This is a genomic window from Streptomyces sp. NBC_00237, from assembly GCF_026342435.1.
Taxonomy (GTDB): Bacteria; Actinomycetota; Actinomycetes; order Streptomycetales; family Streptomycetaceae; genus Streptomyces.
Genome location: NZ_JAPEMT010000001.1, coordinates 1,293,209 through 1,318,559, shown reverse-complemented (window position 1 = coordinate 1,318,559; position 25,351 = coordinate 1,293,209). Strand labels below are relative to the sequence as shown.

Annotated in this window: 25 protein-coding genes, 1 tRNA gene and 1 pseudogene; 10 read left to right on the top strand and 17 right to left on the bottom strand. The window is 70.0% G+C overall.

Annotated features, from left to right (window positions below; genetic code table 11):
- Nucleotides 1–157 precede the first annotated feature (157 nt).
- Complete coding sequence (locus OG897_RS05685; protein WP_266653447.1) at nt 158–1,498, top strand: SGNH/GDSL hydrolase family protein; 1,341 nt, start codon at nt 158–160, stop codon at nt 1,496–1,498.
- A gap of 532 nt (nt 1,499–2,030) precedes the next feature.
- Here the strand turns inward: OG897_RS05685 and OG897_RS05680 are convergent.
- From OG897_RS05680 to OG897_RS05665, 4 genes are read right to left on the bottom strand one after another with little or no spacing between them, the layout of a single operon-like run.
- On the bottom strand, nt 2,031–2,696 hold the full coding sequence (locus tag OG897_RS05680) for a DUF1707 domain-containing protein (RefSeq protein WP_266653445.1): 666 nt from the start codon (nt 2,694–2,696) through the stop codon (nt 2,031–2,033).
- A 5-nt stretch (nt 2,697–2,701) separates the two neighbouring features.
- Nucleotides 2,702–3,682 carry an ATP-binding cassette domain-containing protein gene (locus tag OG897_RS05675; RefSeq protein WP_266653443.1) on the bottom strand — a complete coding sequence of 327 codons (981 nt, stop codon included), beginning with the start codon at nt 3,680–3,682 and terminating at the stop codon, nt 2,702–2,704.
- A gap of 35 nt (nt 3,683–3,717) precedes the next feature.
- Nucleotides 3,718–4,551 carry an ABC transporter permease gene (locus OG897_RS05670; protein WP_266656593.1) on the bottom strand — a complete coding sequence of 278 codons (834 nt, stop codon included), beginning with the start codon at nt 4,549–4,551 and terminating at the stop codon, nt 3,718–3,720.
- A gap of 37 nt (nt 4,552–4,588) precedes the next feature.
- Nucleotides 4,589–5,425: an ABC-2 family transporter protein gene (locus OG897_RS05665; protein ID WP_266653441.1), complete on the bottom strand. Its 837-nt coding sequence runs from the start codon at nt 5,423–5,425 to the stop codon at nt 4,589–4,591.
- A 241-nt stretch (nt 5,426–5,666) separates the two neighbouring features.
- Between OG897_RS05665 and OG897_RS05660 the strand changes: the two genes are divergently transcribed.
- Nucleotides 5,667–8,144 (top strand): transglycosylase domain-containing protein, encoded by a 2,478-nt coding sequence (locus OG897_RS05660; protein ID WP_266653420.1) that lies wholly within the window; start codon nt 5,667–5,669, stop codon nt 8,142–8,144.
- A gap of 222 nt (nt 8,145–8,366) precedes the next feature.
- Here OG897_RS05660 and OG897_RS05655 read toward each other — a convergent pair whose 3' ends face one another.
- From OG897_RS05655 to OG897_RS05645, 3 genes are all read right to left on the bottom strand, one after another.
- Nucleotides 8,367–8,687, bottom strand: a complete 321-nt coding sequence (locus OG897_RS05655; RefSeq protein ID WP_266653418.1) for a multidrug efflux SMR transporter — start codon at nt 8,685–8,687, stop codon at nt 8,367–8,369.
- A gap of 213 nt (nt 8,688–8,900) precedes the next feature.
- Nucleotides 8,901–9,197, bottom strand: a complete 297-nt coding sequence (locus OG897_RS05650; protein WP_266656591.1) for a co-chaperone GroES — start codon at nt 9,195–9,197, stop codon at nt 8,901–8,903.
- A gap of 95 nt (nt 9,198–9,292) precedes the next feature.
- Entirely contained in the window at nt 9,293–9,613 is a 321-nt protein-coding gene (locus OG897_RS05645; RefSeq protein WP_266653416.1) for a DUF3618 domain-containing protein, read from the bottom strand.
- A 130-nt stretch (nt 9,614–9,743) separates the two neighbouring features.
- On the opposite strand from OG897_RS05645, the gene bcp reads away from it, so the two are divergent.
- The 3 genes from bcp (at nt 9,744) to OG897_RS05630 (ending at nt 12,004) form a co-directional block, all read left to right on the top strand.
- Nucleotides 9,744–10,211, top strand: coding sequence for a thioredoxin-dependent thiol peroxidase (gene bcp, locus OG897_RS05640; RefSeq protein ID WP_266653414.1), 468 nt, complete (start codon nt 9,744–9,746; stop codon nt 10,209–10,211).
- A gap of 163 nt (nt 10,212–10,374) precedes the next feature.
- A complete protein-coding gene (gene proP / locus OG897_RS05635; protein WP_266653412.1) occupies nt 10,375–11,871 on the top strand; it encodes a glycine betaine/L-proline transporter ProP in 1,497 nt (498 codons plus the stop codon).
- Between the two features lie 49 nt (nt 11,872–11,920).
- A tRNA-Leu gene (locus OG897_RS05630) sits at nt 11,921–12,004 on the top strand.
- Nucleotides 12,005–12,066: 62 nt separating this feature from the next.
- On the opposite strand, the gene rdgB is transcribed toward OG897_RS05630, so the two are convergent.
- The 4 genes and pseudogenes from rdgB to OG897_RS05610 form a co-directional block, all read right to left on the bottom strand.
- On the bottom strand, nt 12,067–12,672 hold the full coding sequence (rdgB, locus tag OG897_RS05625; protein ID WP_266653410.1) for an RdgB/HAM1 family non-canonical purine NTP pyrophosphatase: 606 nt from the start codon (nt 12,670–12,672) through the stop codon (nt 12,067–12,069).
- A 22-nt stretch (nt 12,673–12,694) separates the two neighbouring features.
- A complete protein-coding gene (locus OG897_RS05620; RefSeq protein WP_266653408.1) occupies nt 12,695–13,081 on the bottom strand; it encodes a hypothetical protein in 387 nt (128 codons plus the stop codon).
- A gap of 74 nt (nt 13,082–13,155) precedes the next feature.
- A complete protein-coding gene (gene rph, locus OG897_RS05615) occupies nt 13,156–13,908 on the bottom strand; it encodes a ribonuclease PH (RefSeq protein ID WP_266653406.1) in 753 nt (250 codons plus the stop codon).
- Nucleotides 13,909–14,062: 154 nt separating this feature from the next.
- Nucleotides 14,063–14,335 (bottom strand): annotated as a pseudogene (locus tag OG897_RS05610) (glucose PTS transporter subunit EIIB); the annotation flags it as partial.
- Nucleotides 14,336–14,530: 195 nt separating this feature from the next.
- Here OG897_RS05610 and OG897_RS05605 point away from each other — a divergent pair.
- On the top strand, nt 14,531–15,826 hold the full coding sequence (locus OG897_RS05605; RefSeq protein WP_266653404.1) for a PTS transporter subunit EIIC: 1,296 nt from the start codon (nt 14,531–14,533) through the stop codon (nt 15,824–15,826).
- Nucleotides 15,827–16,101: 275 nt separating this feature from the next.
- Nucleotides 16,102–17,370: a PTS transporter subunit EIIC gene (locus OG897_RS05600; RefSeq protein ID WP_266653402.1), complete on the top strand. Its 1,269-nt coding sequence runs from the start codon at nt 16,102–16,104 to the stop codon at nt 17,368–17,370.
- Between the two features lie 102 nt (nt 17,371–17,472).
- Here OG897_RS05600 and OG897_RS05595 read toward each other — a convergent pair whose 3' ends face one another.
- Nucleotides 17,473–18,225, bottom strand: a complete 753-nt coding sequence (locus OG897_RS05595) for an MBL fold metallo-hydrolase (protein WP_266653400.1) — start codon at nt 18,223–18,225, stop codon at nt 17,473–17,475.
- A gap of 370 nt (nt 18,226–18,595) precedes the next feature.
- On the opposite strand from OG897_RS05595, the gene OG897_RS05590 reads away from it, so the two are divergent.
- The 3 genes from OG897_RS05590 (at nt 18,596) to OG897_RS05580 (ending at nt 21,669) form a co-directional block, all read left to right on the top strand.
- Nucleotides 18,596–19,078, top strand: coding sequence for a type II toxin-antitoxin system PemK/MazF family toxin (locus OG897_RS05590; protein ID WP_266653398.1), 483 nt, complete (start codon nt 18,596–18,598; stop codon nt 19,076–19,078).
- Between the two features lie 78 nt (nt 19,079–19,156).
- Nucleotides 19,157–20,338, top strand: a complete 1,182-nt coding sequence (locus OG897_RS05585; RefSeq protein WP_266653397.1) for an acyltransferase — start codon at nt 19,157–19,159, stop codon at nt 20,336–20,338.
- Between the two features lie 77 nt (nt 20,339–20,415).
- Nucleotides 20,416–21,669, top strand: a complete 1,254-nt coding sequence (locus OG897_RS05580) for a glycosyltransferase (protein ID WP_266653396.1) — start codon at nt 20,416–20,418, stop codon at nt 21,667–21,669.
- A gap of 68 nt (nt 21,670–21,737) precedes the next feature.
- Here the strand turns inward: OG897_RS05580 and OG897_RS05575 are convergent, their stop codons facing one another.
- The 5 genes from OG897_RS05575 to OG897_RS05555 all read right to left on the bottom strand — a co-directional run bounded on the left by OG897_RS05575 (nt 21,738) and on the right by OG897_RS05555 (nt 25,349).
- Nucleotides 21,738–22,688 (bottom strand): PLP-dependent cysteine synthase family protein, encoded by a 951-nt coding sequence (locus OG897_RS05575; RefSeq protein ID WP_266653395.1) that lies wholly within the window; start codon nt 22,686–22,688, stop codon nt 21,738–21,740.
- Between the two features lies 1 nt (nt 22,689).
- Complete coding sequence (locus OG897_RS05570) at nt 22,690–22,974, bottom strand: MoaD/ThiS family protein (RefSeq protein ID WP_266653394.1); 285 nt, start codon at nt 22,972–22,974, stop codon at nt 22,690–22,692.
- A 136-nt stretch (nt 22,975–23,110) separates the two neighbouring features.
- Nucleotides 23,111–23,236 carry a putative leader peptide gene (locus OG897_RS05565; protein WP_266653392.1) on the bottom strand — a complete coding sequence of 42 codons (126 nt, stop codon included), beginning with the start codon at nt 23,234–23,236 and terminating at the stop codon, nt 23,111–23,113.
- A 69-nt stretch (nt 23,237–23,305) separates the two neighbouring features.
- Complete coding sequence (locus OG897_RS05560) at nt 23,306–24,079, bottom strand: ABC transporter ATP-binding protein (RefSeq protein WP_266653390.1); 774 nt, start codon at nt 24,077–24,079, stop codon at nt 23,306–23,308.
- A gap of 223 nt (nt 24,080–24,302) precedes the next feature.
- Nucleotides 24,303–25,349 (bottom strand): iron ABC transporter permease, encoded by a 1,047-nt coding sequence (locus OG897_RS05555; RefSeq protein WP_266653388.1) that lies wholly within the window; start codon nt 25,347–25,349, stop codon nt 24,303–24,305.
- Between the last annotated feature and the right edge of the window lie 2 nt (nt 25,350–25,351).

The following is a 25,351-nucleotide window of genomic DNA, read 5'->3' as shown; positions in this document are numbered from 1 at the left end:
CCCTACCTGTCTTACTCCCGGAACGCACCTTGAGTTCCCGACGTCTCACTCCTCAAGGCCGTACCGCATCATTGTGATCATCAGACAGGAGCGGTGATCAGTTCGAGCATCGCGCTTCGAGGATCGGACTTCGAGGATCAACGAGGAGTACCCCCGCATGACCCGGCGCCACGGATACGCCCTGCTGGCCGCTCTGGCCACCATGGTCGTACTCATCTCCTGCGGCATCTTCGCCGCCACCCGCCTCATCGGCGGCGACGGCGCCGCGCGTGCCGGGCAGCAGGGGGACCGGGGGCGTGGAGAGAGCGCGCGGCACGGTGGGGACGGGCTGCGGCCCGCCGCGAACAACCGGTGGATCGGGACGTGGGCGGCCTCGCCGGTCGGGCCGGAGCCGCGTACGGCACGGGGGCTGGCCGGGCATACGGTGCGGAACGTGGTGCACACCAGCATCGGGGGGAACAGCGCGCGGATCACGCTGTCGAATCGGTTCGGGGACAAACCGCTGCTCATCTCGCACGCGTCGGTAGCGGTCGCGGCCGGGAGCGGGACTCCGGCAGCCGCGCCCGGGACCATGCGGGGGGTCACGTTCGGGGGTAAGCCGTACGTGATCGTGCCCGCCGGGGGGAGCGTCGTCGGGGACCGGACCGTGATCGAGGTGCCGTACGACGGGGACCTGCTCGTGACGACGTACTCGCCGAGGGCGAGCGGGTACGTCACGTATCACCCGCACTCGCGGCAGACCGGCTTCAGCGCCGTCGGGGACCACACCGAGGACGTGTCGGGCCGCGGGTACCTCAAGCGGACCAACAACTGGCGGTACCTGACCGGTGTGGACGTGCTGAACGCGCGGGCCGACGGAGCCGTGGTGATGTTCGGCGACTCGATCACGGACGGGATCTCCTCGACCCTGAACGCGAACCGGCGGTGGCCAGACGTCTTCGCGGACCGGCTGCGGGACGAGCCGGGGGCACCGCGCTACGGGGTGCTGAATCAGGGCATCAGCGGGAACCGGCTGCTCAGCGACGGGCGGGGACCGAGCGGGCTGTCGCGGTTCGCGGCGGACGCGGCGATGCGGCCCGGCGTCAAGGCGGTCGTGGTGCTGCTGGGGATCAACGACATCATCGCGCCGCCGCACGAGCGGGACCCGGGCCGGATCGTCGAGGGCCTGCGGGAACTCGTGCGGCAGGGGCACGCGCGGGGGCAGCGGGTGATCGGCGGGACGCTGCTGCCGTTCGGCGGGCACCCGTCGTGGACGGCGGACCGGGAGCGGGTGCGGGGGGCGGTGAACGACGCCATCCGGGCGGGGAAGGTGTTCGACGGGGTGGTGGACTTCGACCGGGCGGTGCGGGACGGGTACGCGCCGGTGCGGATGCTGGCTCGGTACGACTCGGGGGACCATCTGCATCCGAGCGATGAGGGGTATCGGCGGATGGGGATGTGGGTGGAGTGGGAGATGTTGGTGCGGGGAGGGGCGGGCGCTTCGACCGTACGGTCCTGACCGGGACCGCACCGAGGTGCGGCTCGGTTGCGCGCTGGGGCTTGCGAGAACGTGCCCCTTCAGGGGCGCGGGGAACTGCGCGACCAGCCACGACGCACCCGCACGTGTGCGGGACTGCCGCGCGGCGAGCGCTTTAGGTGAAGGGGCGGGACTGGGGCGGCCCGCCGAAGGCGCCCCGGGGCGCGGCGCGCCCATAGGTGGAGGTAACGGCGGGCGGCACCGGTCCGGCTCTTGCGAGGGGCGAGGCGGTACCGGGGTGGGGCGGGGCCGCTCCGGGGTGGGCCGGGAGCGAGGGGTGCCGCCCCCTTGCCCGCCCGTTCCGCCCCCGGGGGGCGGCCCCGCCGCCCAAGGGGACGAGGCGAGCCCCGCCGCCCAAGGGGACGAGGCGAGCCCCGCCGCCCAAGGGGGCTGGGCGGAAGCGGAGCCCGAGGGGGCGAGGCGGAAGCGGAGCCCGAGGAGGCGAGGCGGAGGCCCCGCCGCTCAAGGGGGCTGGGCGGAGGGCCTGGCGGCCAAGGGGACGGGCGGGACGGGGTCAGAGTTCCTTGCGGCGTTCTTCGCGCAGACGCGCCTTCTCCGCCTTGCGGAGCTTGCGTTCGACCCCCACCCCACCCATCAGCGCGAAGCCCGTGACCCGCACCCTGGGCGAGCCCGGAGTGCCCTCCCCCGTCGCCTTGTCGTCGAAGTCGCCCATGATGCCGATGCCATTGACCTGCACGTGGAGGTTCTGAGGCACCTTCACCACGATGCCCCCCATGATCGTGAAGCAGCGGATCGTCACCTCACGCTCCTCGAAGCGGGCCTCGCGCAGGTCGATCTCGCCGCCGCCCCACATCGCGAACGCGGTGAAGGTCCTCGGCACGCTCCACGTGCCCCACCTCTTGAAGCCGCCCCAGAAGGCGAACGCCCCCTTCGACGTCGCCGGAACGCCGATCCGGCTCGCCCAGCTCTCCGTCGCGCCGCCGCCCCGCAGTTCCGGGAGGACCATGGGGGCCGTCTCCGCGGACACCGGCAGGTCCCGGACGAGGACCTGCAACTCCCCGTGCGTACGGGACCTGAACACGGCACCGAGCCGCTCGTCGAACTCCTCCATGTCGAGCCGCCCCTCGGCGACGGCCTCGCGCAGCACTTCGGCCACACGCTCTCGATCGGCGTCGGACGCCCGCAGTTCGGGAAGGTCACTCGCACTGGAACTGGTCATACGAGTCAGATTAACCGCGCGCCCCGCGCCCCGTCCGTCCCGCCCGCGTACATCTTCGCGATCACCGCCTCGATGTCCGGCTCCCGGATGGACAGATCCAACAACGGGTACGCGGCCGCGATTTGAGCGACCAGCGGAGCGGCCGAGACCGAAGCGGGGAAGGCCAGCCACTGCCTCGGCCCCTCCACCTTCACCACCCTCGCCAACTCGGTGCGTACGGGCGGCATTTCGTGCTCCAGGTCGACCACGAGCGTCCGCTCGCTCTCCCCCACCTCGTGCAGTCCCGCGAGCGCCCCGTCGTACATCAGACGTCCGTGGTCGATGACCATCACACGCTTGCAGAGCTGCTCGATGTCGGTGAGGTCGTGGGTGGTGAGCAGGACGGTGGTGCCGAGTTCGGCGTTCAAGTCCCGCAGGAACTGGCGCACTTTGGACTTCGACACGACGTCCAGGCCGATCGTCGGCTCGTCCAGGTACAGCACCTCCGGGTCGTGGAGGAGTGCCGCCGCGATGTCGCCCCGCATGCGCTGCCCGAGCGACAACTGCCGTACGGGCACGTCCAACAGCTCGGCCAGGTCGAGGAGTTCGACGCAACGCGCCATGTTCACGGCGAAGCGCGCGTCCGGGATGCGGTACATGCGGTGCATCAGCCGGTACGAGTCCTTCAGCGGCAGGTCCCACCACAGCGTCGTGCGCTGCCCGAAGACGACGCCGATGCGCTGGGCGAGCCTCGTCCGCTCCCTCGAAGGGTCGATGCCCGCGACGCGCAACCGCCCGCCGCTCGGCGTGAGGATGCCGGTCAGCATCTTGATGGTGGTGGACTTGCCCGCCCCGTTGGGGCCGATGTACCCGACCATCTCGCCGCGCGGAATCGTGAAGCTGATCCCGTCGACTGCTCTGACCTGCCGTTTCTCCCTCCGTAGGAAGCCTGTCTTACGCCGTACGCCGAAGACCTTCTCGACGTCCTCCACCACGATCAGATCCATCGCCCGTCCACTCCGCTCCCGTAGAACGCACTCCCTCAGCTCCCCGTGCTCCGGTACGTCCGCACCCCCGCCCGCCACAGCAGCCCCGCCACCACCCAGAACCCCACCGCCACCACCGGCGGCAGGAACGCGAACCACTCGGGCACGTCCAGCGGATACGGCCGCCCCAGCACGTACATCACCGGAATCCAGTTCACGAAGGCCAGCGGCAGCACGAAGGTCACCCCGCGTACGAGGTCCTTCGCGAACACCGTCGGCGGGTACGAGAGCAGCGCGTTGCCCCCGAAGGTGAACGCCGACTGCACCTCCGCCGCGTCCTGTGCCAGGAACTGGAAGGCGCCGCCCATCGTGAACAGCGCCGCGAAGATCGCCGCCCCGCTCACCAGCATCATCGGCACCATCGCCACCTTCAGCGCCGTCCACTCCACGCCGTCCACCTGCACGACGGCGTACGCGAGCACTCCCAGCCCCTGCCCGGCCCTGCCGAGGCGCCGCAGCGCGAAGTGGTCGGCCGCCAACTGCGCCAGTACGGGCGCGGGCCGCACCAGCAGCGTGTCGAGCGTCCCGTCGCGGACCCGCTGCCCGACCTTCCCCATGGTGCCCATCGCCAGGTCGCCGATCCCGAGGGCCGCGCCCGCCACCCCGTACAGGAACGCCACCTCACCGAGCGAGAAGCCGCCGAGGCGGTCCACGTGCCGGAACATCAGGAGTACGGCGACGAAGTCGAGGCCGGTCGCCAGGAAGCTGCCGAGGGTCGTCAGCGCGAAGGACGTCCGGTACGCCATCGTGGAGCGCACCCACATCATCGCGATCAGCCCGTACGCCCGGAACCCGTCCCGCGCGAGCGCCAACCGGCCGCGCACGGGCACGAGTTGCTCCGCCGCGGACCTCTCGCTCACCGGCCGCTCACCCACCCTGCACCACCACCCGCCGCGTCGCCGCCGCCTGCACCAGCCGCCCCACCAGCAGCAGCGCGCACGCCCACCCCGCCTGGAAGGCGTACGCCCCCAGCAGGTCCCAGCCCGTACGCCTGCCCAGGTACACGTCCGCCGGAACCTGGAGCAACGAGGACCACGGCAGCGCCCGTGCCACCTCTCCCAGCGCCCCCGGGAAGAGGTTGAGCGGCAGCAGCATCCCGGAGAAGAACATCCCCGCCAACCACGAGATCTGGACCGCCCCCGCCCCGTCCAGCAGCCAGAACGCGCTCAGCGCCACCAGGTAGCGCAGCGCGAAGCTCACCACCACCCCCAGCCCCACCGCCAGGACGAAAGCGCCCCACCGCCACCACGGCGTCGGCATCGCCACCTCGAAGGCGAGCCCGCCGACCGCCATCGGCACCACTCCCCGCCCGAGCAGCTGGAAGGCACTGCGGCCCAAGTCGGCGCAGAGCCACCAGAGTTGGAGATCGGCGGGTCGGTAGAGGTCGGTCACGACGGCACCCGTACGAATGCGCTCCATGAAGTCGTTCTCGAAGCCGCCGCCGATCAACGAGGCGGCGGCCAGCAGGGCTTGGCCGATCCAGACGTACGCGATGGCCTCGGGGAGCTCGTAGCCGCCGAGGCGCGGGCGCTGGTCCCACAGGGCCGTGTACGCGTACGCGAGGATGAAGCCGAAGACGGTGTTGGTGAAGACGCCCGCCAGGGTCGCCGCCCGGTACGTGGCGTACCGGCGGAAGCCCCCGACCGCGACGAGCCCGTACAACCGCCAGCGCACCCGATCCCCTTCCACGGGTAGTCGCCGCACCCGCACCTCCCCCACCCCCTCGCTCGTTGTGCCACTTGGCTCACCGCATGCCGCCAACACCGAAGCGCACGACCCTAGCCCAACGGGGTCACCGCCCGCGAGCAATTACTCGCCCTGTGTGAGGACGAGTGGGGTTCGCGGTGAAGCACGGTGTTTTATGGAGGCACAAGCGAATCGCCCGATACGACACCGTTATGCCGGAGTGTGAACCTCTGGCCGCGTCCGAGGAGTCTCCACAGGCATGAGCGACGAGCCACAGCAGCAGCCGGGCTGGGCCCCCCGGGACCCCTCCATCCCGGCCCCGGGCCCGGACTCCGCCTCGAACCCGGACAACCACCAGGCCGGAGAAGAGGCCACCACGGGCAAGAAGGGCAAGAAGAAGCGCCCCAAGCGCACCGGCTGGCGGCGGCTGATCCCGACCTGGCGGATGCTCCTCGGTACGTTCCTGCTGCTCGCGGCGCTGCTCTGCGGCGCCTTCGTCGCCGGGTACACGATGGTCAAGATCCCCGCCGCGAACGACACCGCGACCGCCCAGTCCAACGTCTACCTCTACGCCGACGGCACCCCCCTCGCCCGCGACGGCGAGGTCAACCGCGAGAACGTGAAGCTCTCCCAGATCCCCATGGAGATCCAGCACGCGGTCCTCGCCGCCGAGGACCGGGGCTTCTACAGCGAACCCGCCGTCGATCCGCAGGCCATGGTCCGCGCCGCCTGGAACACCCTCACCGGCAAGGGCAAGCAGTCCGGCTCGACCATCACCCAGCAGTACGTCAAGAACTACTACCTCGCACAGGAACAGACCGTCACCCGCAAGGTGAAGGAGTTCTTCATCGCGATCAAGCTCAACCGGGAGGAGTCCAAGGACTCCATCCTGGAGGGCTACCTCAACACCAGCTACTTCGGCCGCAACGCGTACGGCATCCAGGCCGCCGCCCAGGCGTACTACGGCAAGGACATCGACCAACTCGGCGCCCCCGAGGGCGCGTACCTCGCCTCCCTCCTCAACGCGCCCAACGCGTACGACGTCGCCACTCACCCCGAGAACCGGGGCAAGGCGCTCGCCCGCTGGAACTACGTCCTGGACGGCATGGTCAAGGAGGGCTGGCTGGGGCAGGCCGAACGGAAGAGGACCACCTTCCCGCAGCCCCAGCAGGCCAAGCCCGCCTCCGGCCTGTCCGGGCAGCGCGGCTACATCGTGCAGGCCGTCGAGGACTACCTGACCAGCAACAAGGTCATCGACGACGAGACCCTCAACACCGGCGGTTACCGCATCACCACCACCCTGGAGAAGCCCCGCCAGGACGCCTTCGTGAAGTCCGTCGAGGACAACGTCATGAAGAAGCTCGACGCCAAGGAGCGCAAGGCCGACCGCAACGTGCGCGTCGGCGGCGCGTCCATCGACCCGGCGACGGGCAAGGTCGTCGCGATGTACGGCGGCATCGACTACACCAAGCAGTACGTCTCCAACGCCACCCGTCGCGACTTCCAGGTCGGCTCCACCTTCAAGCCGTTCGTCTTCACGGCGGCCGTCGAGAACGGCTCGACGACCCAGGCCGGAACGCCGATCACCCCCAACACCATGTACGACGGCACCAACAAGCGCCCCGTCGTGGGCAGTTCCATCTACTTCGCCCCGGAGAACGAGGACGACGTCTCCTACGGCAACGTCTCCGTGCGCACCGCCACCGACAAGTCCGTCAACGCCGTCTACGCGCAGATGGCCGTCGACGTCGGCCCCAAGAAGGTCAAGGAGACGGCGGTCGCCCTCGGTCTCCCCGAGGAGACCCCCGAGCTCTACCCCTCGCCCTCCATCGCGCTGGGCGTCGCCACCGCGAGCGTCCTGGACATGACCGAGGCGTACGCCACCCTCGCGAACCACGGCAAGCACGGCACGTACTCACTCGTCGAAAAGATCTCCAAGAACGGCACCGACCTCCCCCTCCCCAAGCAGGAGATCAAGCAGGTCGTCTCACGCGCCGCCGCCGACACCACCACCTCGATCCTCCAGAGCGTCGTCGAGGGCGGCACCGGCGCGGCGGCCAAGGCCGCGGGGCGCCCGGCCGCCGGCAAGACCGGCACCGCCGAGGAGGACAAGGCGGCCTGGTTCGCGGGCTACACCCCGGACCTGGCGACCGTCGTCGCCGTCATGGGCGCCGACCCCGACACCGCCGTCCAGAAGCCGCTGTACGGGGCTCTGGGCCAGCGGCGCATCAACGGCGGCGGCGCCCCCGCCGAGACCTGGGCGCAGTACACGGCCGCGGCCCTCCAGGGCAAGGAGGCCCAGGACTTCGAGCTGGAACTGGAGGCGGGCGCCGAAGCCCCGGTCAATCCCCCGCCGGTCGCTCCGCCCGTCGCTCCCCCGCCGGGCCAGAACACCGGCGGCCAGCAGGACCCCGGAGCCGACAACGGCGGCGCGGCGGCCGACGGCGGCCAGCAGGGCGGCCAGACCGGCGGCACCGCGGCCACCGGAGGCGGCAACACCGCCACGAACACCGGCGGCAACGACACCGGGGGCACCAACAGCGGCGGCCTGATCGGCGGCGACACCACCGCAGGCGGGGACGCCACCGGAGGCGGCGACCAGGGCGGCGGTGACGACGGAGGCACCACCAACCCCGTCGGCGGCCTCATCGGAGGCAGCGACAACGGGGGCGACGACGGCGCCGGAGACACCCGCCGCCCGGCAGGCAGCGGAAACGCCCCGCCCAACGCGCGTTAGGGCCTGTCCGGCGGATCAGGTCGCAAGGAGTGACCTGCGACTGCTCGGTGCGGCCGAGCGGGGCATGGTGCGTGCAGCTGCAAGGCGGAGGAGGGAGACATGGCGGAGCCAGATGGGGTCTCCCCTGCTCGAACGAAGTTGAGAGCTTGGGGAAGAGTGACGACAACGCAGCAGGTGTGCGTGCCAGGGCACGCGACCGCGACAAGATCCGCCGGACAGGCCCTAGTGTCCCGAGGTCGCCTTCAGGCCGACCACGGCGACCAGTAGCAGGCAGACGAAGAAGATCCGGGCGGCGGTGACGGGCTCGTTCAGGACGAGCATCCCGACCACCGCCGCACCGGCCGCACCGATACCGACCCACACGCCGTACGCCGTACCGATCGGCAGCGTCTTCGCCGCCTGCGACAGCAGCACCATGCTGACCACGATGCCCGCACCGGTGAACACGCTCGGCCACAGCCGGGTGAACCCCTCGGTGAACTTCATGCCGATCGACCAGCCGACTTCGAGCAGACCGGCGACGATCAGAAGAACCCATGCCATGACGGCACCTCCACAACGAGAACGCGAACAACTCACGGGTGCGTCGTCTTTGCGATGAACCATGCGGTGCACGCATGCGGTTCAGCCCGGTACGGCGCGTCTCGTCGGGGTCCCCCCAACGTAGCAAAGCCCGCGCAGAAGGGCCTGGTGACGGTGGTCACCAGGCCCTTCGCACGTGGTTCTACGGGTACCGACTTCTACAGGTACAGACTTCTACAGGTACAGACCGGTCGAGTCCTCGGACACTCGCTCCGACGCGACCGCGTGCAGATCCCGCTCCCGCATCAGTACGTACGCCGTGCCCCGCACCTCGACCTCGGCACGGTCCTCCGGGTCGTACAGCACCCGGTCACCGGGCACCACGGCCCGCACGTTCTGCCCGACGGCGACCACCTCGGCCCACGCCAGACGCTTGCCGACGGCCGCCGTGGCCGGAATCAGGATGCCGCCGCCCGAACGGCGCTCGCCCTCCGGAGAGTCCGACTTGACCAGCACGCGGTCGTGCAGCATCCGGATGGGCAGCTTGTCTTCTGTGTCGTGGTGGTGGTTCTTCTCGCTCACGCCACGCAACCTACCTGTCCGCGCCCGTACCGGCCGAGAGAGGGTCAGCCCTTGCGCCGACGCGTGGACACGACCAGCAGCCCCACGACCGCCACCGCGACCACGGCCACCGGCACCAGCCGGTCGATGCGGGGAGCCCCGTCGGCGTCCACGAACTGCGCCCGGACGTCCGTCACCTTGCGGTTCACGGCCACGAACGCACGCCCGGCGGTCTCGTCGACCGCCGACTTCGCCTTCGCCTTGACGTCACCCACGATCGTCTTCGGGTGCAGCCGTACACCGATCTCGTCGAGCGTCACAGCGAGCTGGTCGCGCCTGCGGACGATGTCCGCCTCGATCTGCGCAGGGGTCCTGGCTTCCGACACTGCGCCGCCTCCGTGGTCCGGTCCGGTATTCCGTCAACGAGCAGTCTGTCAGCTCCTGCCCGCTCGCACCCATCGGCACCCCCATTACGCTCAAGCCGTAACCCACCCCTACCCGTACTCCGGAGTCCCCATGAGCGAGCGCCTCGTCCCCGGCGACACCGCCCCCGCCTTCACCCTGCCCGACGCCGACGGCAACGACGTCTCCCTCGCCTCCCACCAGGGCCGCAAGGTCATCGTGTACTTCTACCCGGCCGCCCTGACCCCCGGCTGCACCAAGCAGGCGTGCGACTTCACCGACAACCTCGACGTCCTCGCGGCCGCCGGGTACGACGTCATCGGCGTCTCCCCCGACAAGCCGGAGAAGCTCGCGAAGTTCCGCGAGAAGGAGTCCCTGAAGGTCACCCTGGTCGGCGACCCGGAGAAGACCGTCCTGGAGGCGTACGGCGCGTACGGCGAGAAGAAGCTGTACGGCAAGACGGTGACGGGCGTCATCCGCTCCACGATCGTCGTGGACGAGGACGGCAAGGTCGAGCACGCCTTCTACAACGTCAAGGCCACCGGGCACGTCGCGAAGATCATCAAGGACCTGAAGATCTGACCCGCAGGGGCCTCAGCGGGGGCCTCAGCAGGGGCCTCAGCAGGGGCCTCACCTGACCTGCGTGACAGAGATCCCACCCCCATCCGGGTGGGATTTTTGTTTGCACCGGTCGCAATCGCGCAGACGTACCTCCTGGAACACCTGCCCGGAGAGAGGACCGCCCATGACGCCCACCGCCCCCGAGAAGCCCGAGGATCCCGAGGCGGTCAAGCGTCACCGCACCCTCTTCCGCGCCCTGCAACGCCGCAAGAACCCGCCGCTGCGACGGTCCGACATCACCGTCACCGACGAGGCAGCCGTCAAGAGAGCCGTCAAAGCCGCCTCCCTCGGCAACGCCATGGAGTGGTTCGACTTCGGCATCTACAGCTACCTCGCCGTCACCCTCGGCCATGTCTTCTTCCCTTCCGGGAACGACACGGCCCAGCTCCTCTCCTCCTTCGCGACCTTCGCGGTGGCCTTCCTGGTGCGCCCGCTCGGCGGCATGTTCTTCGGCCCGATGGGCGACAAGATCGGCCGCAAGAAGGTCCTCGCCCTGACGATGATCCTGATGTCGGTCGGCACCCTCTCCATCGGCCTCATCCCGTCCTGGGACTCCATCGGCGTCTGGGCCCCGATCCTGCTGATCTTCTTCCGGATGCTCCAGGGCTTCTCCACGGGCGGCGAGTACGGCGGCGCGTCCACCTTCATCGCGGAGTACGCCCCCGACAAGCGCCGCGGCTTCTTCGGCAGCTTCCTGGAATTCGGCACGCTGGCCGGTTACGTGGGCGCGGCGGGCCTGGTCACCGCCCTCACGGCCCTCCTCGGCAACGACGCCATGCGCGAATGGGGCTGGCGCGTGCCCTTCCTCGTCGCCGCCCCCATGGGCCTCATCGGCCTCTACCTCCGCCTGAAGCTCGACGAGACCCCGGCCTTCCAGAAGCTGGAGTCCGAGACCGCCCGCGCCTCCGAGGCCGCCGACGCCGTCGAGAAGTCCACCAAGGGCGACCTCGGCCGAATCTTCCGCGACTACTGGCCGACCCTGATCCTCTGCATCTGCCTGGTCGGCGCCTACAACGTCACCGACTACATGCTCCTGTCCTACATGCCCACCTACCTCTCCAAGGAGCTGGGCTACTCGGAGACCCACGGCCTCCTGATCCTCTTGGCGGTGATGGCCTTCCTGATGGTGATCATCAGTCAGGTCGGCAAGCTGAGCGACCGCTTCGGCCGCAAGCCCCTCCTGATGACCGGCATGGTGGGCTTCTTCGTCCTCTCCCTCCCCGCCTTCCTCCTCCTCGGCCAGGGCAGCATCCCGGCGATCGTCGCGGGCCTGCTGATGCTGGGCCTCTCCCTGGTCTGCCTCCTGGGCACGATGTCCGCCGCCCTCCCGGCCCTCTTCCCGACCTCGGTCCGCTACGGCTCCCTCTCCGTGGGCTACAACCTCTCCGCCTCGATCTTCGGCGGCACGACGCCGCTGGTGGTCACGGGCCTGATCGCCTGGACCGGCAACAACCTGATGCCCGCCTACTACTCGATGGCCGCGGCCCTGGTCGGCATCATCGCGGTGGCCTGCATGAAGGAGACCGCCCAGCAGCCGCTGGCAGGCTCCCCTCCCTCGGTCGAGACCAAGGAAGAGGCCGCCGAACTGGTCGAGGCCCAGGCCCGCGAGCCGAAGTTCTGACGGTCCGCTCTGCCCGGCGGTGCGCGCACCTTACGATGGGGGCGCGCAGGCGGCCGTGGTGGAATTGGCAGTCACGCTGGGTTTAGGTCCCAGTGGGGTAAAACCCGTGGGGGTTCGAGTCCCCCCGGCCGCACGCAGCACGAAGGGCCGCCCGTTTCGTACGGGCGGCCCTTCGTCGTACGTACGATGCCGGGCTCAGCCCAACAGCTCCCGCAGCACCGGTACCAGCCCCCGGAACGCCTTGCCCCGGTGGGAGATCGCGTTCTTCTCGGCCGGGGTCAGCTCCGCACACGTCACCTCGTACCCCTCCGGCTGGAGGATCGGGTCGTAGCCGAAGCCGTTCGTGCCGACGGGGGCGTAGCGCAGGGTGCCCGGCATCGTGCCGAAGACGACGCGTTCCGTGCCGTCGGGGAGGGCGAGGGCCGCGGCGCAGGCGAAGTGGGCCGCGCGGTGTTCGGGGCCGATGTCGGCGAGCTGGGCGAGGAGCAGGTCCAGGTTGGCGTGGTCGTCGCCGTGGGTGCCGGACCAGCGGGCGGAGAAGATGCCCGGGGCGCCGTTAAGGACGTCGACCGCGAGGCCGGAGTCGTCGGCGATGGCGGGGAGGCCGGTGGCCTTCGCCATCGCGTGGGCCTTCAGGAGGGCATTCTCGGCGAAGGTGACGCCGGTTTCCTTGACGTCGGGGATGTGGGGGTAGGCGTCGGTGCCGACCAGGTCGTAGCCCAGGTCGGCGGAGGCCAGGATCGTGCGGAGTTCGGTGATCTTGCCCGCGTTGCGGGTGGCGAGGATGAGGCGGGTCGTCATGGGTCCCAAGTTACCGACCTGGTTACGGGGTGCAGACCTTGCCGATCTCGGAGGCGGCGGAGGTGACGGGGGTGAGGTCGGGAGTCGCGTCGCCGCCGTCGATGGACTTGCGGACGTTGTCGACGCCGGTGCCGAGGTCCTTGACCGCCTTGGAGAGGTCGGCGTTGTCGGTCTTGTCGCCGAGGGTCTTCAGCTCGCGGTCGATGTCGTTCAGGGCCTGCTGGGAGGCGAGGGGATCGTTCGCGGCGTTGGAGATCGCCGTCCCGAGGCGATCGACGCTCGCGGCGATGGTGGTGGCCGTGTTCGCGCAGTCGAGGGCCTTGTCGATGGCTCCGCAGCCGACGAGGGAGCCCGCGGCGAGTGCGGTGGCGGCGAGGGCCAGGGCGGTGCGGCGTACGTAGGACTGCATGGAGCGGGTCCTCCCCCGGAGGGACGGCAACGGGTGGACGGGCGTACGGGGTTGAAGCCGTACGCCCGTATCCGTTACGACGCGGGAGGGGCGTCCGTGGTTGCTGCGGTGAGGGCGCAAGCCTGGAGGGCGGCGAGGTCGGCGCAGCCTCCGGCGGCCAGGTCCAGGAGGGCGTTGAGTTCCTTGCGGTCGAAGGGCTCGGCCTCGGCGGTGCCCTGGACCTCGACGAAGCGGCCGTCGCCGGTGCAGACGACGTTCATGTCGGTGTCGGCGCGGACGTCCTCCTCGTAACAGAGGTCGAGGAGGGGCGCGCCGTCGACGATGCCGACGGAGACGGCGGAGACGGTGCCGGTGAGGGGTTCGCGGTTGTGCTTGATGAGCTTCTTGGACTTGCCCCAGGCGATGGCGTCGGCGAGGGCGACGTACGCGCCGGTGATGGCGGCGGTGCGGGTGCCGCCGTCGGCCTGGAGGACGTCGCAGTCCAGGACGATGGTGTTCTCGCCGAGGGCCTTGTAGTCGATGACGGCGCGCAGGGAGCGGCCGATCAGGCGGCTGATCTCGTGGGTGCGGCCGCCGATCTTGCCCCGTACGGATTCGCGGTCGCCCCGGGTGTTGGTGGCGCGCGGGAGCATCGAGTACTCGCCGGTGACCCAGCCTTCGCCGCTGCCCTTGCGCCAGCGGGGGACGCCTTCGGTGAAGGAGGCGGTGCAGAAGACCTTCGTGTCGCCGAAGGAGACGAGGACGGAGCCCTCGGCGTGCTTGCTCCATCCGCGTTCGATGGTGACCGGGCGGAGCTGTTCGGGGGTGCGGCCGTCGATTCGAGACATGGGGTCGAGCCTAGTCGGTGTGGGTGAGGGGGCCGTTCCGCAAGGGTGCGGGGAATGCCGGAGGGCCCGTTTCCGTGGCTGGAAACGGGCCCTCGCGGGGTGACCCTCGCGGGCCGGGTGAGCTCAGTGGCTCAGTGAGCCGGGTGGCTCACGCTCACATCATGTCTTCGATCTCACCGGCGATCGGGTCGGCGTCGGTGCCGATGACGACCTGGATGGCGGTGCCCATCTTGACGACGCCGTGGGCGCCGGCGGCCTTGAGGGCGGCCTCGTCGACGAGGTCGGCGTTGATGACCTCGGTGCGCAGGCGCGTGATGCAGCCTTCGACCTCTTCGATGTTGTCGAGCCCGCCGAGCCCGGCGACGATCTTCTCAGCCTTGGTGGCCATGGTGTTTCTCCTTGAGTGGTCAAAGGTCGCTGCGTCACGCTGCGTCGGCCCAGCGTTGGCCGCTTTGTCACGTTAACCCACGGTTGGCCCATCTTCTCGGGCGCGGGTGGGGGTCGTGGCGAAAGATGACGATCACCGGTGGTGCGTGGTCGGTCGTACCCCGGGACCGTATCGCAACTGGTCTACACCAGTGTGCAACACCCGCGCGGGATGGCTTGTTCCGGGAGGACGCCCATGAGTGTGCAGAGCACGACGGCATCGTCGCCGAAGTGGTGGAACGGCCTCTTCCAGGGGCTCCAGAAGATGGGCCGCAGCCTTCAGCTGCCGATCGCGGTCCTTCCGGCGGCGGGAATTCTGCTCCGACTGGGGCAGGACGACGTGTTCGGCGACAAGGGGCTGGGCTGGACCAAGGTCGCCAAGGTCATGGTGGGCGCGGGCGGCGGGCTGCTCGACGCGAACCTCGGCCTGCCGCTGCTGTTCTGCATCGGTGTCGCGATCGGCATGGCCAAGAAGGCGGACGGTTCGACCGCGCTCGCCGCGGTGGCGGGCTTCCTCGTGTACTACAACGTGCTGCGCCAGTTCCCCAAGGACTGCGCGGTGGGCGCGAAGGCGGTCGCGACCGGATGCCAGGCGGCGGACAACACCGTGGCGGCCTTCACCTACCAGAATCCAGGTGTGTTCGGCGGCATCGTCATGGGCCTGCTGGCGGCGTACTTCTGGCAGAAGTACCACCGCACCAAGCTGGTCGACTGGCTCGGCTTCTTCAACGGGCGACGCCTGGTGCCGATCATCATGGCCTTCGTGGGGGTCGCTTTCGCCGCCCTGTGCCTGTGGGTGTGGCCGCCGGTGGGCAACGCACTGGAGAGCTTCAGCGACTGGATGATCGGGCTCGGCGCACTCGGTGCGGGCGTCTTCGGCGTCGCCAACCGCGGGCTGCTGGTGATCGGTCTGCACCAGTTCCTGAACGTGCCTATCTGGTTCCAGTTCGGCAGCTACACCAAGCCGGACGGCTCGGTGGTGCACGGCGACATCAACCGCTTCCTGGCGGGCGACCCGACGGCCGGTCAGTTCACCACCGGCTTCTTCCCGATCATGATGTTCGCCCTCCCGGCGGCGGCGCTGGCCATCACGCACTGCGCCAAGCCGCACCGGCGCAAGGCCGTCGGCGGCCTGATGCTGTCGGTGGGTCTGACGTCGTTCGTCACCGGCATCACGGAGCCACTGGAGTACTCCTTCCTCTTCATCGCGCCGATGCTGTACGCAATCCACGCCGTGCTGACGGGTGTGTCGATGGCAGTTTCGTGGGCGCTCGGCGTGAAGGACGGGTTCACCTTCTCGGCGGGGCTGATCGACTACCTCCTCAACTGGAAGCTGGCGACGAACCCCTGGATGATCATCCCGATCGGGCTGTGCTTCGCGGTCGTGTACTACGCGCTGTTCCGCTTCGCGATCACCAAGTTCAACCTTCCGACCCCGGGCCGCGAGCCCGAGGAACTGGAAGAGGAGCTGGAGAGGGAGAACGTCAAGTAGCTGCATACGGCAACGGGTTAAGGGGCTTACGGCCCTCCCCCGCAGGCCCTCGGACCTTCACGGTCCGGGGGCCTTTGTCTGTTTTCCCACGCTATGCACCAGGGGGCGGAATCAGAGGTTCCTTATCTCGCCCTCATCGTGTTACAACTGGTCTACACCACTGAGTGGTTTAGACCACGCGATCCCGAGTTCGTCGGGCCGCGTACCCCCGGAGACGCCGCCGTCCCCAACTTCTCCCTGTCCCCTGGCGGCGCCTTGCCCCGATGGAGGATGAGATGTCCAAGGCCACCGCCGCCGCCCCCGCGGCCGACAAGAAGAAGGGCGCGGGCGCGATGGCCGTCATGCAGCGCATCGGCCGCAGCTTGATGCTGCCGGTCGCCGTGCTGCCTGCGGGAGCGCTGCTCATCCGCCTCGGTCAGCCCGACATGCTCGGCCGTGACTCCTTCGGCTCGGTCATCAACAAGATCGCCTCGTTCATGGCCGCGGGCGGTTCCGCGATCATCGACAACATGGCGATCCTGTTCGCCGTCGGTATCGCGATCGGCTTCGCGAAGAAGTCGGACGGCTCCACGGCGCTCGCCGCGGTCACCGGCTACCTGGTCTTCCAGAAGGTCCTCGCGACCTTCACCGACGGCAACCTCCCGAAGGTCGCCGCAGTCGTCGACGGCAAGATCGTCATGAACGAGGCCCCGGTCAACGCCGGTGTCCTCGGCGGTGTCGTGATGGGTATCGTCGTCGCCCTGCTGTACCAGAAGTTCTACCGGACCAAGCTGCCCGACTGGGCGGGCTTCTTCGGCGGCCGTCGTCTGGTCCCGATCCTCTCCGCCTTCGCGGGTCTGGCCATCGGCGTCGTCTTCGGTTACATCTGGCCGGTCCTCGGCGCGGGTCTGCACAACTTCGGTGAGTGGCTGGTCGGCTCCGGCGCGGTCGGCGCGGGCATCTTCGGTGTCGCCAACCGTGCGCTCATCCCGGTCGGCATGCACCACCTGCTGAACTCCTTCCCGTGGTTCCAGGCCGGTGAGTTCGACGGCAAGCACGGCGACATCGCCCGCTTCCTGGCCGGTGACCCGAACGCCGGACAGTTCATGACCGGCTTCTTCCCGATCATGATGTTCGCCCTCCCGGCGGCCTGCCTCGCGATCGTCCACTGCGCCCGCCCCGAGCGTCGCAAGATCGTCGGCGGCATGATGTTCTCGCTCGCCCTCACCGCCTTCGTGACCGGTGTGACCGAGCCCATCGAGTTCACCTTCATGTTCCTGGCCCCGGTGCTGTACGCGGTCCACGCGGTGCTGACCGGTGTCTCGATGGCCCTTACCTGGGCACTCGGCATGAAGGACGGCTTCGGCTTCTCGGCCGGTGCGATCGACTTCCTGCTCAACCTGGGCATCGCGACGAAGCCCTGGATGCTCGTCCTGGTCGGCCTCGGCTTCGCGGTCCTCTACTACTTCGTCTTCCGCTTCGCGATCACGAAGTTCAACATTCCCACGCCGGGCCGCGAGTCCGACGAGGAGCTCGCCGAGCTCCAGAAGGCCGAGGCCAAGTAAGCCCGGCCTGCGGCACGCATGATGGAAGGGCCCCCGGAACCGATCGGTTCCGGGGGCCCTTCCGCGTTCCTCGGCCTGTGTCTTGCGTCTTGCGTAGCCCTGCTAGACCTCGTAGACCGCGCCTCGGCGGGCCACGTCCGCCGGGCCCCGGTACGCGGCGCGGGCGTCGGCGAGGTTGCGGTCGGCGTCGGTCCACGGCGGGATGTGGGTGAGGACGAGGCGGCCGACGTCCGCGCGGGCCGCGTGCTCACCGGCCTCGCGGCCGTTGAGGTGCAGGTCCGGGATGTCCTCCTTGCCGTGGAGGAACGATGCTTCGCAGAGGAAGAGATCGGCGCCCTCGGCCAGTTCGTGCAGGGCCTCGCAGGGGCCGGTGTCCCCGGAGTACGTGAGGGTCCGGCCGCCGTGCTCCAGCCGGATGCCGTACGTCTCGACGGGGTGGCGGACCTTCTCCGTGCGGACGGCGAACGGGCCGATGTCGAAGCTGCCCGGCTTGAGGGTGTGGAAGTCGAAGACCCTGCTCATGGAGTCCGGGGTGGGGGTAGCGCCGTGGGCCGTGGTGAGGCGCTCGTCGGCGCCCTCGGGGGCGTAGACGGGGATGGCGGGGGCCATGCCGCCGTCGTGGCGGTAGTAGCGGGTGACGAAGTACGCCGTCATGTCGATGCAGTGGTCGGCGTGGAGGTGGCTGAGGAAAATCGCGTCCAGGTCGTACAGACCGATGTGGCGCTGGAGCTCGCCGAGGGCACCGTTGCCCATGTCGAGCAGCAGCCGGAAGCCGTCGGCCTCGACGAGGTAGCTCGAACAGGCCGATTCCGTGGAGGGGAACGACCCCGAGCAGCCGACGACGGTGAGCTTCATTGAGCTGGGCCTCCGTGGGTGCGGGTGGGGGGTGGACAGGGGGGTGCGGGAAGGGTTCGAGCGTACGGCGCGGGGAGGGGGCTCGCTCCTTGGCCGGGGGCCGTTGTGGGGCAACTCACCTGGGGTGTCACCGGTTCGGGGGGAGCGCGTGGGGGCGCGAACTGGGGGTGTGGGGCGCGGTGTTGGGGCTCCCTCTCCGCGCGGGGCGCGGCTCCGCCTTCAGGGGCGCGGGGAACTGGGCGGCCGGCCACGACGCGTCCGCAAGGAGCGGAGCCCGGGGCCCCGGGGCCCGCGGGGTTGATGGGAGGGGGTGTCGGGTACTGTCGGGCCCGCCGTGCCGTCGTGCGGGGTGGGCGGTACCGTCGGGCGCATGGATACCTCGTGGTGGCTGGCGCTGCTCGGCGTGGTGGTGCTGGCACTCATCGCTGCGCTCACCGACGGGTGGGGACGCGGGCAGCGGGCCAGGAGGCGGCCCGGCGGCCGGACCAGGCCCCCGGGACGGCCGACCGGCCCCCGGCCCCGGCCGGGCAAGCTGCCCAAGCGGCTCCCCCGGCCCGGCGAGATCTGGTGGGCCGAGGTTCCGTACGAGGACGGCCCGGGGTCGAAGGACCGCCCGTGCCTGGTCCTGAACGTCCGAGGCGAACAGGCCCTCGTCGCGAAGATCACCAGTAAGTGGCACCACGACCGCTCGGGCGTGATCGCCCTGCCGCCGGGCTCGGTGGGCGACGCCCAGGGGCGGCCCAGCTTCCTGGAGACGGACGAGCTGCGCGACGTGGAGCTGTGGGACTTCCGCCGCCGCGTCGGCGTCGCGGACCCCACGGTGTGGGACCAGGTCCGGCACCTGGCGACCTAGGACCGGAAGGGCCGTGTCTCGCGGCGGGCGCGGGGGGTTAACACCCCGTCCCCTCTCCGAGAAGCCGAAGAGTTGTCTGTGTCTGCGACCTCGCTCCGTCCTCCGCCCTCCGTCCGCACGGGTCCCGCCCGCCTCATCCCGCGCCCCTCGTCCCACCGCGACCTCCCCGACCGGCTGGACTGCCTCACCAGCCTCCGGTTCTTCGCCGCGTTCGCGGTGTTCACGCACCACTTCACGGGGATCGGCAACCACTCCGGCTACGGCACGGCGCCCCTCCTCTTCCCGTACTCGCTGATCGGCGGGCACGGCGTGACCTTCTTCTTCGTACTGTCCGGGTTCCTGCTGGCGTGGGGTCACCGCCCCGGGCAGCACACCGGGGCGTTCTACTGGCGGCGGGTCACCCGGATCTGGCCCGCGACGCTCGCCGCGGCACCGCTGGCGGTGTACGCGTTCCACGTCGTTCCGCACAAGGACATCGACGGGCCCAGCCTGCTCGCCTCGCTGTTCCTGGTGCAGTCGTGGTTCCCGGGCGTGACGCCGAACCTGCCGGGCAACGGGCCCACCTGGACGCTCGGCGCGGAGCTGTTCTTCTACGCGCTGTTCCCGCTGGTGATCCGGTGGGCGCGGCGCACCAGGACGGGCGTGCTGCTGGTGGTGTGCGGGCTCGGGCTGGTGGCGATGTTCGCGACGAGCGTCTGCGCGAACACCCTCCTCGACGGGCCGACGTCGAGCTGGGTGCAGCGCCATCCGGTGTTCTTCTTCCCGCAGTTCGTGCTGGGGCTGACGATGGCGCTGGCGCTGCGGCGCGGGTGGCGGGTACCGGTGCGGCCGGTCGTTCCGCTGGCGCTGCTCGCCCTAGTGACGTACGGCTACTACCAGGCGAAGGCGGCGTGCGCGCCCCAGGCGGGGGCGTACCTCGACGCCGGGATCCGGCCGGTGCTGGCGGTCCTGGCCGTGCTGATCGTGGTGGCGTTCGCGCAGCGGGAGGCCGCCGGGCACGCGGGGGTGCTCCAGTCGCCGGTGATGGTGAAGCTCGGGATGTGGTCGTACTCCTTCTATCTCGTGCATCACGCCGTCTTCAGGCTGTGCATCGAGCGGTGGGGCCGCGCCGGGGACCACAACGGGGTGATCATCGACCTGCTGGGGGTCGCCGTCCTCTCTTTGGCCCTGTCGTGGGCCGTCTTCCGTTACGTGGAGGATCCGGCGGCCCGTTGGCTGAACCGGCGGATGCCGCAGCGGTGGAGGAAAGCGAAGGTCTAGTGCACGCCTGGTGCGCGGCTGGTGGGCGCCCGGTCCACCGATGGAGGGCGTCCCCCGGGTCGCCTATCGTGGATCTCATGTCTCACCTGCCCCGCACCACGCAGCAGCCCTCCTCGACTGACGCGACCGAAACGACCACCGAGGTGGACGCCCGAATATCCACGGCGTCCCCGGTGGAGCACCCGCTCCGGGACATATTCTTCGTGTCCAACAGCGTGGACGAGCTCGGCGGCGTCACCAGCTGGTCGCACCAGATGGCCCGGCTGTTCAGCGACCTGGGCCACACCGTGCAGGTCATCGGCATCACCCCGGCCCCCGAGGGCAGGCAGGCCGCCCTGGGCGACGGTCTTCCGTACGGCACGACGTCGCTGTACGAGGCCCATCCGCCGAAGGGCCAGAGCCTCAAGGGCGTCTCGGGCCGCCTCAATGTCGCCGAGCGTCGCAGGCAGGCGGCGCGGCGGGCGGGCATGGAGGAGCAGGCCGCGAAGCTGACGCGGATGTTCCGGGCGGCGAGGCCCGGTGCCGTGGTGATCGTGACCCAGGTGTGGGCGATGGAGTGGGTGGCCCTCGCGGACACCAAGGGGCTCACCGTGATCGGCATGAGCCACGAGTCCTTCAAGGCGTCCCGCAAGACCTCCCGCTTCCAGCGGATCAAGCGCTGGTACCCGGAGGTGGACCGGCTGCTCGTCCTCACCCGGGAGGACGCGGACCTGTGGATCTGCCAGCAGATGAACAACGTGGGCTTCATGCCCAACCCGCTGCCCTTCTTCCCCGACGAGCCCTCGCGGCGCGAGGCCAAGACGGTCGTCAGCATCGGCCGCCTGTCGCACGAGAAGGGCGTCGACATGCTCCTCGACACGTGGGCGCAGGTGGCCCCCGGTCACCCGGACTGGCGGCTGAAGATCTTCGGTACGGGTGAGGACGAGGCCAAGCTCCAGCAGTTGGCGGCGGACCTGGGCATCACCGGGTCGGTGGACTGGATGGGCCGCACGGACGACGTTCCGCAGGCACTGCGCGAGAGTTCGGTCTTCACGCTGACGTCGCGGGACGAGGGATTCCCGCTGGCCCCCATGGAGGCGATGGCCAGTGCGGTGCCGTGTGTGGCCTTCGACATGGCCCCCGGCATCCGGGAGATCATCACGGACGGGGAGGACGGCTACGTCGTCCGGCCGGGCAACACCGCCGAATTCGCCGCCCGCCTGGACAGCCTGATGTCCGACAGGGACCTGCGGGACCGGATGGGCACGGCGGGCCGGGAGAGCATCCAGCGCTTCTCGACGGAGAGGATCACCGCCCGCTGGGAGGACCTCTTCGCCTTCCTGGAGCGGTAGACCGCACGAGAGGAGAAGGGGGGCCCAGGCGCACGCCCGGGCCCCCCTTCTTTCTGCTTCTTTGCTGCTCAGGCCCAGAGCTGGCCGTGCAGGGCCTGGATGGCGGCCTCCGTCGTCGGGGCGGTGTAGACGCCCGTCGACAGGTACTTCCAGCCGCCGTCGGCGACGACGAAGACGATGTCGGCGGGCTCCCCCGCCGTGACGGCCTTCTTGCCCACGCCGATCGCGGCGTGCAGGGCCGCGCCCGTGGAGACGCCCGCGAAGATGCCCTCCTGCTGGAGGAGTTCGCGGGTGCGGGTGACCGCGTCCACCGATCCGACGGAGAAGCGGGTGGTGAGGACGGAGGCTTCGTACAGCTCGGGGACGAAGCCCTCGTCGAGGTTGCGCAGGCCGTACACGAGGTCGTCGTAGCGCGGCTCGGCGGCGACGATCTTGATGTCCGGCTTGTTCTCGCGGAGGTAGCGGCCGACGCCCATGAGGGTGCCGGTGGTACCGAGGCCCGCGACGAAGTGGGTGATCGACGGAAGGTCCGTGAGGATCTCCGGGCCGGTCGTCGCGTAGTGCGCGCCCGCGTTGTCGGGGTTGCCGTACTGGTAGAGCATCACCCAGTCCGGGTGCTCCGCGGCGAGCTCCTTGGCGAGGCGTACCGCCGTGTTGGAGCCGCCGGCCGCCGGGGAGGGGATGATCTCCGCGCCCCACATGGCGAGCAGGTCGCGGCGCTCCTGCGAGGTGTTCTCGGGCATGACGCAGACGATGCGGTAGCCCTTGAGCTTGGCGGCCATCGCCAGGGAGATGCCGGTGTTGCCGCTGGTGGGCTCCAGGATGGTGCAGCCGGGGGTCAGCCGCCCGTCCTTCTCGGCCTGCTCGACCATGTGGAGCGCGGGGCGGTCCTTGATCGAGCCGGTCGGGTTGCGGTCCTCCAGCTTGGCCCAGATACGGACGTCGTCGGAGGGCGAGAGGCGCGGCAGGCGGACCAGCGGGGTGTTGCCGACCGCGGCGAGCGGGGAGTCGTACCGCATGTCAGCGGGAGCCGCCCGCGACGGCGGGCAGGATCGTCACGCTGTCGCCGTCGGCGAGCTTGGTGGAGATGCCGTCGAGGAAGCGGACGTCCTCGTCGTTGAGGTAGACGTTGACGAAGCGGCGCAGCTCGCCCTTGTCCTTCTCGACGATGCGCTCCTGGATGCCGGTGTGGCGGGTCTCCAGGTCGGCGAAGAGGTCGGCGAGGGTGGCCCCGTTGCCCTCGACGGCCTTCGCGCCGTCGGTGTGGGTGCGGAGGATGGTGGGGATGCGGACCTCGATGGCCATGGCGTGGGCTCCTGTCGGGAGTACGTGAGTACGTGTCGTACGGCGGTACGTGGCGGGAAGGGCGCGCGGTGTTCCGTCCCCCGCGCAGGGGCGTGCGGTCACGCGGATCGTACGGGCGGTGCTCCGGCCGTACTGGTCAGGCGGTCTTCGTCGGGCAGGTCGTACAGATGGCGCTGTCGAGCCTGCACAGGTCGACGTGCAGGCGCGCTACGAGCAGCACGGTGCTCGGCGTCGTCTTCGCTGTCACGTCGTGGGCAACCATGCGGTCATCGTATAGATTCCCGGCCCGATTCCCGGCATGTGATCTCGTCTGGCGAGACGTATGCGTCCGTCAGGTGGACGGCGGGAGGTAGACCACGGTGGGTGCGCCGGTGGTCGGATGCACGCTGACCTCGGCGTTCACGCCGTAGACCCGCTTGAGGAGGTCGGGCGTGAGGACCTCTGCGGGAGTGCCGTCGGCGACGATGCGTCCGGCGTCCAGGACGTAGAGGCGGTCGCAGTAGTAGGCGGCGAGGTTGAGGTCGTGCAGGGCGAGGAGGTTCGTCGTCCCCAGGTCGCGCACCAGGCTGAGCACTTCGAGCTGGTAGCGGATGTCGAGGTGGTTGGTCGGCTCGTCGAGGACGACGAGGGCGGGCTCCTGCACCAACGCCCTTGCCACGAGGGCCCGTTGACGCTCACCGCCGGACAGGGAGGGAAAGGCGCGGTCGGCGAGAGCGCCTATCCCGACCCGCTCCAGTGCCTCGCTCACGTGCTTCTGGTCGGCGACGGTGTCGGCCTCCCAGAACTTCTTGTGCGGGGAGCGGCCCATCGCGACGACCTCGCGGACGGTCAGCTCGAAGACCGCCTGCCCGTCCTGCGGTACGGTCGCGAGCCGCTGGGCGCGCTTCTTGGCCCCCATGGCGTGCAGGTCCTCGCCGTCGAGGAGGGCACGGCCGTGGCTGGGGACGAGCGTCCCGTACACACACCGCAGGAGGGTGGTCTTCCCACTCCCGTTGGGTCCGACGAGACCGACGGTCTCCCCCGGCCTCGCTTCGAGGTCGACGGAGTCGACGAGATGCCGCCCGTCGATCCCGTACGACAGTCCTTCGGTACGGAGATGGCTCATGGGGAGACTCCTTGGTCGGCGGGCCGCGCGGGGAAGGCTTTCAGGGGACCGGGGCCGTTTCGATATGCGGCTCCGCCGCGTGGGCGCGACCAGCCCCCACACACCCGCACGTACAACTCCCCGCCGCGCGGCGAGCGCTTGAGGGAAGGGGCGGGGAGGGGAGATCGCCTCGCGCAGCGGCCTGAACCGCGACCACCCCCCGACCCCGAGGCAACGACCCGCCTCACGACGGCATCCCCTCCGGCCTCCTCCGCAGGAGCCACAGGAAGAAGGGCCCGCCGATCAGGGCGGTGAGGATCCCCACCGGAATGTCCTGCGGCTCCGCAATGACACGCGCGCCCAGATCAGCGAGGACCAAGAAGGCGGCCCCCGCCAGCGCGACGACCGGCAGCAGCGTCCGGTGCGAGGCGCCGACGAGCATCCGCGCGGCGTGCGGGACCAGCAGCCCGATGAAGCCGATCGCCCCGGACACGGACACCAGCACCCCCGTGACCAACGACGTGAGGACGAAGACCCCCGCCCGGAACCGCGACGTGTCGAGCCCGAGGACGGTCGCCCCCTCCTCCCCCACCAGCATCAGATCCAGCGGTCGGGCGAGGGCGACGAGCAGCACGGTCCCGGCCGCCAGCACCACCGCAGGCAGCGGCAGCATGTCCCACCGGGCACTCCCGAGCCCGCCCAGCGTCCAGTACATGGCCTCCTGGAACTGCTCCCGCTTGGCGGAGGTGACCATGACGAGACTGGTCAGCGCCGACAGGACGTACGCGACCGCGACCCCCGCCAGCACCAGCCGCGTCCCCGTCATCTGCCCCCCGCGCCGGGCCAGCGTGTACACGAGGACCAGCGCGAGCAGCGACCCCGCGAACGCCCCGGCGGGCATGGTCACGGTCGTCGCGAGCCCCAGCCCGCCGCCGATCCCGAAGACGATGACGAGCACGACCCCCGCCGACGCCCCGGAGGAGATCCCGAGCAGGTACGGATCGGCCAGCGGGTTGCGTACGAGCGCCTGGAGCACCGTGCCGACCACGGCCAGCCCCGCTCCGACGATCGCCCCGAGCAGGATGCGCGGCATGCGCACGTCCAGCACGATCGTGCGGAAGGGGCTCGGCCCGGCCTGCCCGGTGACGATCTCGACGACCTGCCCGGCGGGAATGCGGACCTGCCCGAGGGCCAGCCCGGCGATCATCGCCGCCGCGAGGGCTGCGGCGAGGACCGTCAGGACGAGGGTGTAGCGGAGCGGCCCGCGAGCGGGCGGAGTCTTGCAGCTCACGG